Annotated in this window: 16 protein-coding genes and 1 pseudogene; 15 read left to right on the top strand and 2 right to left on the bottom strand. The window is 33.1% G+C overall.

Annotated features, from left to right (window positions below):
* Nucleotides 1-148 precede the first annotated feature (148 nt).
* Nucleotides 149-301: pseudogene (locus SSP_RS12830) on the bottom strand (zinc ribbon domain-containing protein); the annotation flags it as partial.
* 265 nt (nt 302-566) lie between these two features.
* Between SSP_RS12830 and SSP_RS09320 the strand changes: the two are divergent.
* From SSP_RS09320 to SSP_RS09290, 7 genes are all read left to right on the top strand, one after another.
* Nucleotides 567-1586: a hemolysin family protein gene (locus SSP_RS09320; protein WP_011303537.1), complete on the top strand. Its 1020-nt coding sequence runs from the start codon at nt 567-569 to the stop codon at nt 1584-1586.
* Between the two features lie 116 nt (nt 1587-1702).
* Complete coding sequence (locus SSP_RS09315) at nt 1703-2770, top strand: NAD(P)H-dependent flavin oxidoreductase (RefSeq protein WP_011303536.1); 1068 nt, start codon at nt 1703-1705, stop codon at nt 2768-2770.
* 198 nt (nt 2771-2968) lie between these two features.
* Nucleotides 2969-3817, top strand: coding sequence for a DUF72 domain-containing protein (locus SSP_RS09310; RefSeq protein ID WP_011303535.1), 849 nt, complete (start codon nt 2969-2971; stop codon nt 3815-3817).
* A gap of 10 nt (nt 3818-3827) precedes the next feature.
* Nucleotides 3828-4652, top strand: coding sequence for a sulfite exporter TauE/SafE family protein (locus tag SSP_RS09305; protein ID WP_011303534.1), 825 nt, complete (start codon nt 3828-3830; stop codon nt 4650-4652).
* A 22-nt stretch (nt 4653-4674) separates the two neighbouring features.
* Complete coding sequence (locus SSP_RS09300; protein ID WP_011303533.1) at nt 4675-5994, top strand: bifunctional metallophosphatase/5'-nucleotidase; 1320 nt, start codon at nt 4675-4677, stop codon at nt 5992-5994.
* Nucleotides 5995-6075: 81 nt separating this feature from the next.
* On the top strand, nt 6076-7017 hold the full coding sequence (lipA, locus tag SSP_RS09295) for a lipoyl synthase (RefSeq protein WP_002483827.1): 942 nt from the start codon (nt 6076-6078) through the stop codon (nt 7015-7017).
* 152 nt (nt 7018-7169) lie between these two features.
* Nucleotides 7170-7559: a YutD family protein gene (locus SSP_RS09290; RefSeq protein WP_011303532.1), complete on the top strand. Its 390-nt coding sequence runs from the start codon at nt 7170-7172 to the stop codon at nt 7557-7559.
* Between the two features lie 126 nt (nt 7560-7685).
* Here SSP_RS09290 and SSP_RS09285 read toward each other — a convergent pair whose 3' ends face one another.
* Nucleotides 7686-7952, bottom strand: a complete 267-nt coding sequence (locus tag SSP_RS09285; RefSeq protein WP_011303531.1) for a DUF3055 domain-containing protein — start codon at nt 7950-7952, stop codon at nt 7686-7688.
* Nucleotides 7953-8100: 148 nt separating this feature from the next.
* Here SSP_RS09285 and SSP_RS09280 point away from each other — a divergent pair, with 148 nt between their 5' ends.
* The 8 genes from SSP_RS09280 to dltD all read left to right on the top strand — a co-directional run bounded on the left by SSP_RS09280 (nt 8101) and on the right by dltD (nt 14899).
* Entirely contained in the window at nt 8101-8532 is a 432-nt protein-coding gene (locus SSP_RS09280) for a DUF86 domain-containing protein (RefSeq protein ID WP_002483824.1), read from the top strand.
* Nucleotides 8533-8538: 6 nt separating this feature from the next.
* The gene (locus SSP_RS09275) at nt 8539-9318 is read left to right on the top strand and encodes a TIGR01457 family HAD-type hydrolase (protein WP_002483823.1); all 780 of its coding nucleotides are present in this window, start codon (nt 8539-8541) and stop codon (nt 9316-9318) included.
* 10 nt (nt 9319-9328) lie between these two features.
* On the top strand, nt 9329-10288 hold the full coding sequence (locus tag SSP_RS09270; RefSeq protein WP_011303530.1) for a 2-hydroxyacid dehydrogenase: 960 nt from the start codon (nt 9329-9331) through the stop codon (nt 10286-10288).
* Nucleotides 10289-10662: 374 nt separating this feature from the next.
* Nucleotides 10663-10809 carry a teichoic acid D-Ala incorporation-associated protein DltX gene (locus SSP_RS09265; RefSeq protein WP_011303529.1) on the top strand — a complete coding sequence of 49 codons (147 nt, stop codon included), beginning with the start codon at nt 10663-10665 and terminating at the stop codon, nt 10807-10809.
* A 14-nt stretch (nt 10810-10823) separates the two neighbouring features.
* Nucleotides 10824-12287, top strand: a complete 1464-nt coding sequence (dltA, locus tag SSP_RS09260; protein WP_011303528.1) for a D-alanine--poly(phosphoribitol) ligase subunit DltA — start codon at nt 10824-10826, stop codon at nt 12285-12287.
* Nucleotides 12284-13498: a D-alanyl-lipoteichoic acid biosynthesis protein DltB gene (dltB, locus tag SSP_RS09255; RefSeq protein WP_011303527.1), complete on the top strand. Its 1215-nt coding sequence runs from the start codon at nt 12284-12286 to the stop codon at nt 13496-13498. Before dltA ends, dltB begins: the two co-directional genes overlap by 4 nt.
* Nucleotides 13499-13517: 19 nt before the next feature.
* Nucleotides 13518-13754, top strand: coding sequence for a D-alanine--poly(phosphoribitol) ligase subunit 2 (gene dltC, locus SSP_RS09250; protein ID WP_002483818.1), 237 nt, complete (start codon nt 13518-13520; stop codon nt 13752-13754).
* Nucleotides 13751-14899 carry a D-alanyl-lipoteichoic acid biosynthesis protein DltD gene (dltD, locus tag SSP_RS09245; protein WP_011303526.1) on the top strand — a complete coding sequence of 383 codons (1149 nt, stop codon included), beginning with the start codon at nt 13751-13753 and terminating at the stop codon, nt 14897-14899. Before dltC ends, dltD begins: the two co-directional genes overlap by 4 nt.
* Nucleotides 14900-14913 lie beyond the last annotated feature (14 nt).

The raw sequence follows: 14913 nt of genomic DNA, 5'->3' as shown, positions 1-14913 counted from the left end.
TTCAATGTTGGAAGTAATCATATGCATTGCTTGCCATATTACATAGTGTATAAACTTAGTGTCATTTACGCCAACGATCTAATTTTGCCATGAATTTTTTTGTGTACATTTTGTTTAAAAAGAATTTTTGAACTTTATTCATATCGGATTATTGGAATCTTTTCAGGTTATATGCGTACATTGCATCAAAATCTAGGTTCATTGTAAAAGCACCATCTTGGTAACAATGAAGACAGTATTTTTTCGATAAAATACCATCACTTTCTGTGCCAGCTGGTGTTTTTTTATCAAGTGGCATACCACAACTTTGGCATTATTGAACTTTGGCCATAGAAATACTCTTGTCTGTTATTTAAATTTGTAGAGCAAATTATGGTGATAAAGTAGTTTAACATGAGGATGATGAAAAAGTGAAGCTACACCGTATAAGCTTTATTTCGGTTTTAGATATATGCTATATTATTTAATCTATCAGGTGGAAGCGTGTTTATCATATATAGGATTAGGGAATAAAATATCAAAATATAAAGTTTTTTAATAATGATTGCTAAAGGAGTCTTGCACTGATGATTATTGCTATAATCATACTTTTGTTTGCTTCATTTTTCTTTTCAGGAAGTGAAACAGCTTTAACTGCTGCAAATAGGATGAAGATACAAACAGATGCACAACACGGAAACAAAAAAGCCGGAAAACTCGCAAAGTTATTAAGTAAACCGAGCGAATTTATAACTACGATTTTAATAGGTAATAATATTGCAAATATTATTTTACCGACACTTGTAACAATTCTTGCAGTTGATATGGGGATTAATGTTGGGTTAGCTACAGCAGTAACTACGATAGCAATTATCATTATTTCGGAAGTTATACCCAAATCTATCGCCGCCACTTATCCTGACAGAATGTCGCGTTTGATTTATACACCAATTTCATTTTTTGTATTTATTTTTAAACCAATCACTAAGATATTAAATGCATTAACAGATTTGATAAATAAAGCACTATCAAATGGTACAGATGAGACAAAGCGCTTTTCTAAAGAAGAAATTAGACAGATGGTGACGATTGCAGGCAGTGAAGGTGCGTTTAATGAAATAGAACGAAATCGCATACAAGGTGTCATGGATTTTGAGCAATTAAAGATTACAGATATAGATACAACACCACGCATCAATGTTACAGCTTTTCCATCAGATGTTTCATACGAAGATGCATATGAGACAGTCGTATCAAAGCCTTACACTAGATATCCAGTCTATGATGAAGATATAGATGATGTGATAGGTATTTTCCATTCTAAATACTTACTTGCATGGAGTCGTGAACCAGATAATGATATTTTAAACTATACATCTGAACCTTTATTTGTGAATGAGCACAATAGAGCCGAGTGGGTGTTAAGAAAAATGACAGTTTCAAGAAAGCATTTAGCGATTGTGTTAGATGAATATGGTGGCACCGATGCGATTGTTTCTCATGAAGATCTGATTGAAGAGATGCTCGGAATGGAAATTGAAGATGAAATGGACGAAGAAGAAAAGGAAAAATTAGAATTACAGAAAAAAGCATATAATGAAAAATAGTTTTTGAGGAAGTATCCATCTAGTGTGAATTTGAGTTGGTTGCTGATCAAATCAAAACGGATAAGGTAGTCTGCGTCTCGACTTGCCTTAGACGTGTATTAAAGGAGTATGTTGGTATGAAATTATCTACAAGAGTTACTGGGTTATTGAATGTGAAATATCCAATTATTCAAGCGGGCATGGCTGGTTCAACGACACCTGAATTAGTTGCAACTGTGAGTAATGCTGGTGGATTAGGTACAATTGGAGCTGGATATTTTAGTTCAGATAGATTAGAACAAGAAATTACTTATCTTCAAGAATTAACGGATTTACCTTATGCAGTCAATTTATTCGTACCAAGTGATAAATTATACATCCCTGAAAAAGTGGAACATATGAATGCATGGTTAAAGCCCTATAGACGTGCATTTAATATAGAAGAGCCTGTAATCAATATGACTGAAAAACAGCAATTTAAAGATGCGATTGACCTAGTTATTGAAAAAGGTGTGCCTGCGGTTTCATTTACATTTGGTATTCCAGAACAAACAGTTATTGAAAAATTAAAAGAACGTCATATTAAATTAATTGGCACAGCAACAAGTGTTGAAGAGGCAATAGCCAATGAATCTGCAGGAATGGATATGGTCATTGCGCAAGGTAGTGAAGCAGGTGGTCATAGAGGCGCGTTTTCTGAAACTGCAAGCCAACTTACACCGCTTATTGGCACCATGTCTTTAGTTCCTCAAATGGTTGATCAAATCAATATCCCAGTCGTAGCAGCAGGCGGGATTATGGATGGTAGAGGATTAGTGGCTAGTATGGTATTAGGCGCAGAAGGTGTTCAAATGGGCACAGCATTTTTAACATCAGATGAAAGTGGTGCAAGTCAACTATATAAGCATGCAATTAGTCAAAGTAAAGAAACGGATACAGTTGTCACTAATGTTATTACTGGTAAACCAGCAAGAGGCATAGAGAATGAATTTATTCATAAAATGAATGAATATGATGATGAAATTCCAGATTATCCGATACAAAATCAACTGACAAATGCATTGCGCAAAGAAGCCGCAAATAAAGGTAATGCGCAGTGGACACATTTATGGAGTGGTCAAAGTCCAAGGCTTGTACAACATATGTCGGCTTGGGCACTAATAGAAAATGTGGTTAAACAAGCAAATGAAATAATGAATCGATAACTGCAACGCCATATATGAAAAATTATCAAAGACGAGACTAGAAGGCTTAATGAATTATTAAGTTTCTAGTCTCATTTTTTATGATACATAGTAAATCATTTGAAATAAAAATCTTTAGTTTTTTAAAGTTATCGTAAATTGAATTTAATCAAGTGAATATCATAAATCATCTGTGGTATCATTAATTTGGTGATACATATGATAAATATTGGATTAACAGGTTGGGGCGACCACGATACATTATATGAGGATTTGCAACGAAAAACAGATAAATTAATTACATACGCAAGTCACTTTCCAATAGTGGAACTTGATGCAACTTATTATGCCATACAACCTGAAAGGAATATAAGAAAGTGGATTAAAGAAACACCAGAACGCTTTGAATTTATTGTTAAAATACATCAAGCACTAACACTTCATGCTGATTTTCATGATTATGCAGAAACAAGACAAAGCCTTTTTGATCAATTTAAGGATATGTTACAACCGCTAATGGATGAAAGTAAACTCGCTATGATATTAGTTCAATTTCCACCATGGTTTGATTGTACCGTACCGAATATTACATATATAAGATACGTGCGAGAACAATTAAAAGACTTTCCGATATGTGTCGAGTTTAGGCATCAATCGTGGTTTAATGATCAATTTAAAGAAGAAACATTGGCGTTTTTAACGCAACAACGCATCATCCATGCTGTTTGTGATGAACCACAAGCAGGTCAAGGGTCTATACCGCTCGTCAATAGAATCACGCATGAAAAAGCATTTGTACGTTATCATGGGCGGAATGTTCACGGGTGGACGAAAAAGGACATGACCGACGAGGCATGGCGCGACGTGAGATATCTATATGATTACAGTGAATCTGAACTACAAGATTTAGTGAATAAAGTTAAAGTATTAGAACATAAAGCCAAAAAAATTTATGTTGTATTTAATAATAATTCTGGTGGTCATGCAGCACAAAATGCTAAAACATACCAACGCTTGTTGGGCATAGATTACGAAGGATTAGCACCACAGCAATTAAAATTATTCTAGGAGCGATAAGATGTTAACAATTATATTATTGATTTTAATTGGTGGTTTGTCAGCGGTCATAGGCTCTTTAGTAGGTATTGGTGGCGGCATAATAATAGTTCCGACAATTGTATATTTAGGTGTGGATAATGATTTGTTACACGGCATAACACCTCAAATTGCTATCGGAACATCTTCTGTTATATTAATTGTAACCGGCTTATCTTCCACACTTGGTTATCTTAAGACAAAACAAGTTGATGTTAAGAATGGATCGATATTTTTATTTGGCTTACTACCAGGTTCATTAATTGGTTCAATCATAAGTCGTTATCTGACATTAGAATCATTTAATTTATATTTTGGTATATTTTTAATCTTAGTTGCCATCCTATTGATGGTAAGAAATAAAATTAAGCCTTTAAAAGTATTTGCGAAACCACAATATGAAAAAACCTATGTGGATGGTCATGGGGAAACATATCACTATCACGTACCACCATTGGTTGCATTTGTGGCTACATTATTTATTGGTATTTTAACAGGACTCTTTGGTATTGGTGGCGGTGCTTTAATGACACCACTAATGCTCATTGTATTTAGATTCCCACCGCATGTTGCGGTAGGTACGAGTATGATGATGATTTTCTTTTCAAGTGTTGTCAGTTCAGCAGGTCATATCGTACAAGGTCACGTAGCCTGGGGTTATGCAATCATCTTAATTATAGCAAGTTATTTTGGTGCTAAATTAGGTGTCAAAATTAATCGATCCATTCAATCGAATACTGTCGTTACATTATTGCGTGCAGTCATGCTCATAATGGGTATATATCTAATCATTAAATCATTTTTATAAAATAAGAGGAGGGAAAACATAGATGAAATTAACAATTTATCATACGAATGATATACACAGTCATCTACATGAATACGCACGTATCACTGAGTATTTAGCTCAAGAGAGACCTAAATTGAAGCATCCCTCGCTCTACTTAGATATAGGTGATCACGTTGATTTGTCAGCGCCTGTGACTGAGGCAACGATGGGTATCAAAAATGTTGAATTATTAAATGATGCACATTGTGATTTGGCTACGATTGGTAATAACGAAGGTATGACGATATCTCATGATGCATTAAACACATTATACGATAATGCAAAATTTGATGTGACTTGTGCCAATGTTTTTGATGAACGCGGTCAATTACCAAATAATATCTCTTCATCATTTATTAAGGTAATAGATGGTGTGCGTATATTATTTGTGGCTGCTACAGCTCCATTTACGCCGTTTTATAGAGCGCTAGACTGGGTTGTGACGAATCCATTAGAAGCAATTAAAGACGAGATAAGTGCTAATGAAGGTGCTTATGATTTATTAATTATTATGAGTCATGTAGGGGTCTTTTTTGACGAAAAGTTATGTCAGGAAATACCTGAAATTGATTTAATTTTAGGAAGTCATACGCATCATTATTTCGAAAATGGTGAATTTAATCATGACGTGCTTATGGCAGCTGCAGGTAAATATGGTTATTTCTTAGGTGAGGTTACTTTAGAGATTGAAGATAATGTTGTAGTGCATAAAGAAGCAACGATTCACCCTATAGAAAAGCTGCCTGAAGTAGAAACACATTTTGAAGCGGAAGGCAAGGCACTCCTTAGTGACGCTGTCATAGATTATCCTATCCAATTACCTAGAAGAACGAACATGATTTCACAAACATCTTATATGCTAGCAGAGAGTTTGTTTGAATTTACGAATGCAGATTGTACGATTATTAATGCTGGTTTAATTGTACAAGGAATTGATGGTAATCAAATTACAGAATATGATATTCATCAAATGTTACCGCATCCAATTAACGCAGTGCGTATTAAATTAAGTGGTCAAGAATTAAAGCAAGTAATTATTAAAAGTCAAAAGCAAGAATATTTGAATGAACATGCGCAAGGTTTGGGTTTTAGAGGTGATATTTTTGGCGGTTATATTTTATATAACCTTGGATTTATCGAATCGGAATCACGTTATTTTATCAATGGTGAAGAAATAGATAATGATGGCACGTATATCTTAGGAACAGTTGATATGTATACATTTGGTAGATATTTCCCAATGTTAAAAGACCAAGCCATAGATTACTTAATGCCAGAGTTTTTACGAGATATTTTCAAGGAAAAATTGTTAGAATATTAAATTGTTGTAATAATACGTTTTAATTTGTTGGAAATTTCGTTATAATGATTAGAGATTTCAAATCGGGAGGATTGTCATGTTATGGCTACTAAAAATGAAGAAATTTTACGTAAACCAGATTGGTTAAAAATAAAACTAAATACTAACGAAAATTATACTGGTCTTAAGAAAATGATGCGCGAAAAGAATTTACATACAGTTTGTGAAGAAGCAAAGTGTCCTAATATACACGAGTGTTGGGGTGAGCGTCGTACTGCAACATTTATGATTCTTGGTGCAGTTTGTACACGAGCTTGTCGTTTCTGTGCAGTTAAGACTGGTTTACCTAACGAATTAGATTTAGATGAGCCAGAACGCGTGGCAGAATCTGTAGAGTTAATGAATTTAAAACATGTTGTTATTACTGCAGTTGCGCGTGATGATTTAAGAGATGCAGGTTCAAATGTATACGCTGAAACAGTGCGTAAAGTACGTGAACGTAATCCATTTACATCAATTGAAATCTTACCTTCAGATATGGGCGGAGATTATGATGCATTAGAAACATTAATGGCATCAAAACCGGATATCTTAAACCATAACATCGAGACAGTTCGCCGTTTGACACCGAGAGTTCGTGCTAGAGCGACTTACGATCGTACATTAGAGTTCTTGAGACGTTCTAAAGAATTACAACCTGATATTCCTACAAAATCAAGTTTAATGGTGGGATTAGGTGAAACACACGAGGAAATTTATGAAACAATGGATGACCTTCGTGCTAATGATGTGGATATTTTGACAATAGGTCAATATTTACAACCTTCACGTAAACACTTAAAAGTTGAAAAATATTACACACCTTTAGAATTTGGTAAATTAAGAAAAGTAGCAATGGATAAAGGTTTTAAACATTGCCAAGCTGGTCCACTTGTAAGAAGTTCTTATCATGCAGATGAACAAGTAAATGAAGCTGCAAAAGAAAGACACCGCATCGGAGAAGAAAAACTTGGTAATGAAATTGGTACAGATACGAATAACTAATTAAAATAAGGCTTAGTTCATTTTAGATGATTGCGTGTATCGCACTATATGAACTAAGTCTTTATTAGAAATATGATATAAATATGTGAGTCATTTTAATATTTTATTATTTATAATTGAGTTTATGAAATGACATAGATTAGGTGAATGATATGATAAAAGTAAATGGACAATACTTTGAGATAATAGAGGAATATAGAGCGTGTTTTGAAGAAGAAACATTTGCCAACAGATACTCAGATATTTTGGATAAGTATGATTTCATTGTTGGTGATTTTGGATATGACCAATTGAGATTAAAAGGGTTTTATAATGATAATAATAAAAAGACAGAGTTAAGTAAACGATTCTCAACAATACAAGATTATCTATTAGAGTATTGTAATTTTGGCTGTCCTTACTTTATTTTAAGACGTATTCCAGAAAGTGAAATTAAGACACAGTTAGATGAAAGCGAAACAACAGAAAGTGACGCGATACTTGAAGAAGATAAACTGCATGATGTTAAAATTCAGCCCAGTATCCAACAATCAGAGAAATAATATATGCTGGCAAACAGTGAATAGATATTTCCATTTTAACAAAACAAACCAAAGGCGATTATACGCTTTTGGTTTGTTTTTATTGATTAATATTTTGAGGCATAGCGCAAGTACTATGGCATCATGTTATTGAATGACTTCATTTAAATATGCTGTAATCTCGTTACCTTCGATTTCAGACACACCAAGAATATGTGCGATATAGCCTTCTTCTTCTAAGTCATCTGTGCCAATAATGCCAAATTTATTTGTTTGCATATTAAGGACGATTGTTTTCCCAAAATGGCGGTTGGTTTGAACTAGCATTAAATCATAACGGCTGTGTTCACCAACAAAACCAACAAATTGGACTTGTGCAGATTCATCATCATCATATAGATACATATCAATCATGTTTAGGCTCCTAACAATATAAGTATTTAGTTTAAATTAGCTTATTTAAAGCAATTTTGATCTTACTAAAAGTCTTGATTTACAGTATAACCATAAATGAATTTGTCTGCAAAGTTATGGTATGATGAGATGGATAGGGGTGACTAAAATGTATTTTGTTAATAAAGAACAATTGAATACTAAATTAAATTATTTACAACAATTAATTCAAGATTATCCTAGCCATAAAGATAATCATTATGCATTTGAACGTATTGCGCAAATGTTTATTGAATCAGCGGTAGACATTGGTAATATGATTATAGACGGCTTTATACTTAGAGATCCTGGTAATTATAAGGATGTTATAGATATTTTAGCGTTAGAAAAAGTGATATCTAAAGATACACAACATCAAATTAATCAAACCGTTGATGTAAGAAAGCAATTTGTTCATTATTATGATGAACTTAATACGACGACATTGATACCCATCTTTGATGAAGCAGTGCCATTTTATCAAAGTTATATTGATGAAGTAATTCAGTTTTTAAAAAATGAAAATGTTCCAATCACAGCTTTTGGTAAAAAAGGAGAATAAGTCATAATGAAAAATTATAAAGCGTATTTAATCGATTTAGATGGAACGATGTATAAAGGGAATGAAGAAATTGATGGAGCAGCCCAATTTATTTCTTACTTAAATAATCAAAATATTCCACATTTATACGTGACAAATAATTCAACGAAAGAACCAGAAGAAGTAGCATCAAAATTAAATACAATGGGTATTGTCGCACAAGCTGATGAAGTTGTTACATCAGCTTTGGCAACCGCGGAATTTATCGCAGAAGAATCACCTGGAGCAACTGTATACATGTTAGGTGGAAGCGGGTTATCCAATGCTTTAACTGCACAAGGATTGGTACTCAAAGACGATGAATTCGTGGATTACGTAGTGGTTGGTTTAGATGAGCAAGTTACCTACGAAAAGCTTTCAACTGCAACGTTAGGTGTGCGAAATGGTGCTAAGTTTATCTCAACAAACCAAGATGTCTCTATACCAAAAGAGAGAGGATTTTTACCAGGTAATGGAGCGATTACAAGTGTCGTGTCAGTTTCGACAGGTGTCCAACCCGTATTTATTGGCAAACCAGAGCCGATTATTATGAATAAAGCCTTAGAAATTTTAGACTTAGACCGTTCAGATGTAGCGATGGTAGGAGATTTATATGATACAGATATTATGTCTGGTATTAATGTTGATATAGACACGATTCATGTACAAACTGGTGTCACAACTAAAGAAGAAATAGAGAAAAAATCAGTACCACCGACTTATACTTTTAAGGATTTAAATGAAGTGATTAAAGAACTTGAAAAATAGGAGTGTTCGTATGGATAAAATCATTGTTACTCGAAAAATTCCGCAACCTTTTATAGAACAATTAGAAGCGCTTGGACAAGTAGAAATGTGGGATGAGTCACTTATTCCGATGCCTAGAGCGCAATTTTTAGATGCCATCAAAGATGCAACGGCTTGCTTTATAACTTTGAGTGAAAAAATAGATGAAGAAGCCCTGGAAGCAGCACCTAACCTGAAAATTATTGCAAATATGGCAGTTGGTTTTGACAATATTGATATTGATCTCGTAAATAATAAAGGTATTATCGCAACGAATACACCGAGTGTCTTAACTGAAACGACTGCAGAATTAGGATTCACATTAATGTTGGCAGTAGCAAGACGAATTGTAGAAGCTGAGAAATATGTTCAAAATGGCGAGTGGCAAAGTTGGGGCCCATATTTGTTTGCGGGCAAAGACTTGAGTAATGCGAATGTGGGTATTTATGGCATGGGTGATATTGGTAAAGCTTTTGCTAGAAGATTAAAGGGCTTTAATACTAAAATCATGTATCATAATCGCTCTAGACATGAAGATGCCGAAAAAGAGTTAGGGGCATTGTATGTACCATTTGATACATTATTAGAACATAGCGATTTTATAATATGTACAGCACCACTCACAAAGGAAACTCAAAATAAATTTAATGCTACAGCATTTAAAAAAATGAAAAACGATGCGATTTTTATCAACATAGGACGCGGCGCAGTTGTCGATGAACAAGCACTAATCGCTGCTTTAGAAAATGGTGACATCGCAGCTTGTGGTTTAGATGTTCTACGTGAAGAACCGATAGATATGAAACATCCACTCTTAGCGATGGCTAATGCCGTGATTGTACCTCATATTGGTAGTGCGTCTGTAATAACAAGAAATCGTATGATTCAACTATGCGTTGATAATATTCGATTAGTATTAAACAATTTACATCCTAAAACACCAATAAAATAATAAAAAGTATCTTGTATTTAGGGATTGGGACTTTCAATACATACGTCCCAATTAAAAAGAGTCTGCGAACATCTATGGATGTTTGCGGGCTCTTTTTTTGATAGCAAAAAACTGATGTATAAAGATAACTGATTTTTAAACCGTTTAGTTTCACTGATTATAAGTGTATTAAATATAATTGTATTTTGAGCATTTTAATATTTTAAACCATCTAACATTTTTGTTATATATAAAATACTTTATTCGATTGTCACACCATCATAAAAAATGTATAATAAGTTGGTAAAATGTTAAAATATTGTAAATAGCCTTACAACCAAAAATATTGTTATGTAATAAAAAAATAATAGTATAAATAATAAAAGAGGTGGATGATGAGTAAAGAAATGAATAAAAAACCTACCTATCAAAAAATGAAGCCATGGTTATTAACATTATTATATCTTGCTATTTTTATAGCCTTATACTTAATTTACGGTTCTGGAGATACGCATAATAACTTTATTTATAATGAATTTTAATCGAGGAGAAAATTATGAAAGATATTGTATATTCATTAATTGAAAATGAAAAGAATTACCCCGACCAAATTGCAATAAGACATAATGATGAAACAATCAATTATCGAGAACTTAATCAATATACGAATGGACTAGCAGAATTAATAAAAGACAGTCAAAGTCCATTGATCGTATATGGACATATGTCGCCTTATATGATTGTAGGGATGCTTGCAAGTTTAAAAGCAGGTTGTGGTTATGTACCCATAGATGTTTCAATGCCTGAAGATCGAATTAGTTCTATTATTGAAAAAGTAGAACCTGACTATATTTTAAATACGACAGAAAGTTTATTAGACATAAAACATAATCATATTTTTGATTTGAATATATTTAATGACATGGATACATCTATTAAATTTAATGCGCTGATTGAAGATAAAAATATTGCTTATACGATTTTTACTTCTGGTTCAACAGGTGAACCTAAAGGTGTACAAATTCGTTATGATAGTTTAAATCAGTTTACGCAGTGGATGGTCGACCTCAATCAATTAGGTGAAAACCAACAGTGGTTAAATCAAGCGCCTTTTTCATTTGATTTATCAGTAATGGCGATTTATCCATGTTTAGCTACGGCAGGCACGTTAAATTTAGTAGACAAAGCAATGATTAATAAGCCTAAACTATTAAACCAAATGCTAGAAGCAACACGCATTAATGTATGGGTCTCAACGCCTTCATTTATGGAAATGTGTTTAATGTTACCAAATCTTTCAGAAAATCAATATGATAGTTTGAAAGAATTTTTCTTCTGTGGTGAAATTTTGCCACATAGAACGGCAAAAACGTTATTACAGCGATTCCCATCTGCGTATATTTACAATACATACGGGCCTACTGAAGCAACGGTTGCAGTTACAAGCATACGGATTACTGAAGATATCATAAATCAATATAATCCATTACCTGTTGGCGTACCGAGACCAGGCACAATATTGTCTTTAGCTGAGAATGACGAGTTAGTGATAACTGGTCAATGTGTGAGTGCTGGATACGTTAAAGATGAAATGCGCACTAAGGCGGTATTTAAAACATCCAATGGACAGCCAAGTTATTACACAGGTGACAAAGCAACGAAGAAGCATGAGCAATGGTTTATCAATGGTCGCATAGATTTTCAAGTTAAATTTAATGGTTACCGTATGGAATTAGAAGAGATTGAATTTCAATTACGACAGGTTAATGTAATAAAAGAAGCGGTTGTTGTTCCAATTTATAAAAATAGTAAAGTTGTGCAATTGCAAGGTGTAGTCATTTTAAATGAGGAAGTAGATATCGATGCTGAACAAGCTATGATACATAACATTAAACAAGCGCTTAAAAAATCAATTCCAGATTATATGATTCCTAAAAAAATAATATTTAAAGATAAATTTCCATTAACGGCAAATGGAAAATTAGATAGAAAACAAATCGCTGAGGATATACAAGCATGATTCCATATGGCACATTTACATTTTTTCTCATAGCGTTCATTGTACTATTACCTGTCATTATCATGGGGTTAGTTGGCAAGAGAAGTCGAATTTATAATGGTATCAGTACCATGGTGATGATTGTTCTCATTTTTTCTTCAGAAAAACACAATCTTTTTGGACTATCATTTTTAAGTGTACAGTTAATTAATTTTATCTTATACATTCTCTGGCAAGTAGCCATTATCATGTTTTACTGGAAATCACGTGCAAAAAATAATACATTCAGTAAATTTTTTGTCGTTATTGTTTTATCGATATTGCCGTTAGTGGTTGTCAAAGTCATGCAAAGCTCGTGGTTTGGTGCAGCACAATTGAAATTACATGAAAATAAAGTTATTGAATTTATTGGCTTTTTAGGTATTTCATACGTCACGTTCAAAAGTGTACAACTATTAATGGAAATACGAGATGGTTCGATTAAAGAAGTTAAAGTATCGAAAGTATTTCAATTTATATCGTTCTTTCCAACCATTTCATCAGGTCCGATAGATCGTTATAAACGATTTGTTAAAGATGAAGCAAAGATTCCATCCAGTGACCAATATCAAGAATTATTACATAAGGCAATTCATTATATTATGCTTGGATTTTTATATAAATATATCATTGCCTATTTAATTCAAGTTTATGCTATAAACCCACTGTTGTTGGATTTTAATAGTTTTACTGCTAAATGGCTTTATATGTATGCGTATAGTCTGTACTTATTTTTTGACTTTGCTGGTTATTCTTTATTTGCTATGGCCTTTAGTTATTTATATGGAATACAAACACCGCAAAACTTTAAACAACCCTTTAAAGCAAAGAATATTAAAGATTTTTGGAATAGATGGCATATGTCATTGTCATTCTGGTTTAGAGATTGTATTTATATGAGATCGTTATTCTTTATGTCGAAAAAGAGATTGTTAAAAAGTCAGTTCACGATGTCTAATATTGCCTTTTCATTAAACTTTTTAATAATGGGAATTTGGCATGGCATTGAAGTTTATTATATTTTGTATGGCTTATATCATGCAGTTTTATTTATTGGTTATGGTTATTATGAAAAATGGCGTAAAAAACATCCGCCAAAATGGTCAAATCAATTTACGGCACTATTAAGTATCATCGTTACATTCCATTTTGTAACATTTGGCTTTTTCATCTTTTCTGGGAAATTGTTTTAAAATTTAGGAGGAAAATATTATGGAATTTAGAGATCAAGTATTAGATTTATTAACTGAAGTAGCTGAGACTAATGTGATTAAGGAAAATCCTGATGTGGAATTATTCGAGGAAGGTATTATTGATTCATTCCAAACGGTAGGGTTATTACTAGAAATTCAAAATAAATTAGATATTGAAGTTTCAATTATGGATTTTGACAGAGATGAGTGGGCGACACCTAATAAGATTGTAGCGGTATTAGAAGAATTACGATGAAACTAAAACCATTTATACCAATCATTGTAAGTCTTGTGCTATTTGGCATCTTTGTAATGTTGCCAGCGAGTTGGTTTACTGGTTTAATCAATTCCAAAACATTAGCTACGCAACGTGTTGCTCTGACTGATCAAGTATTAAAAGGTACTTTAATACAAGATAAAATGTATCAATCCAATGCATATTATCCTATTTATGGGTCCAGTGAATTAGAAAAAGATGATCCATTTAACCCGGCGTTTTTACTAAATGGTAGAAAAGATGTTCCGAAGCAACCGTTTTTAATTGGGACAGGTGGATCAACCGACTTAGTCAATGCCGTGGAACTTGGTTCGCAATATGAAAACTTAAGAGGCAAAAAGATGGCCTTTATTGTGTCACCACAGTGGTTTACAAAACATGGATTAACACATGATAATTTCAAAGCACGAATTTCAAAGGGACAATTAAATCGATTATTTAATCAAAATCAATTAAGCCCTAAGTTGAAACAACGTTATGCGAAACGTTTATTACAGTTCAAAGATGTTGAAAATAGACCTTATTTAGAAAAAGTAGCAGCAGGCCATATGCCAAAAGAAACTCAATATCTTTCAAAATTTCAAGATAATCAATTGAAAAAAATTGAAGCAATTAAATCAATATATCCATTAAGAACGTCTCCTTTATCACATATCGATCCTGTTACACATAAAAATAGTTCGTGGCATAACATTGAGTCAGCAGCGGAATCATACGGTGAAGCGCGTACCAAGTCAAATCAATTTGGTATTCGAGATGAATATTGGGGTTTAATCAAACAGCATAAACGTAAAATTAACCGAAATTACGAATTCAGACAAAATTCTCCTGAATTTAATGATTTAAAATTACTTGTAGATACGTTACGTGAAGGTGGCGCAGATGTTGAATATGTGATTTTACCTTCTAATGGTAAATGGTATGATCACATCGGAATCAAACAAGAGAGACGTCAAAAAATATATGACAAGATTGACAATACGATTATTGATCATGGCGGACATACCTATAATATGACCGATAAAGATTATGAACCATATGTGGTAAGTGATGCGGTGCATATTGGCTGGAAAGGCTGGGTTGATATCGCAGAACGTATTGAGCAACACATGCATAAAAAATAACGTATAAAATTAAA

The organism is Staphylococcus saprophyticus subsp. saprophyticus ATCC 15305 = NCTC 7292, from assembly GCF_000010125.1.
In the GTDB taxonomy this organism is placed as follows: domain Bacteria; phylum Bacillota; class Bacilli; order Staphylococcales; family Staphylococcaceae; genus Staphylococcus; species Staphylococcus saprophyticus.
This window is presented reverse-complemented; position numbering and strand designations above follow the sequence as displayed.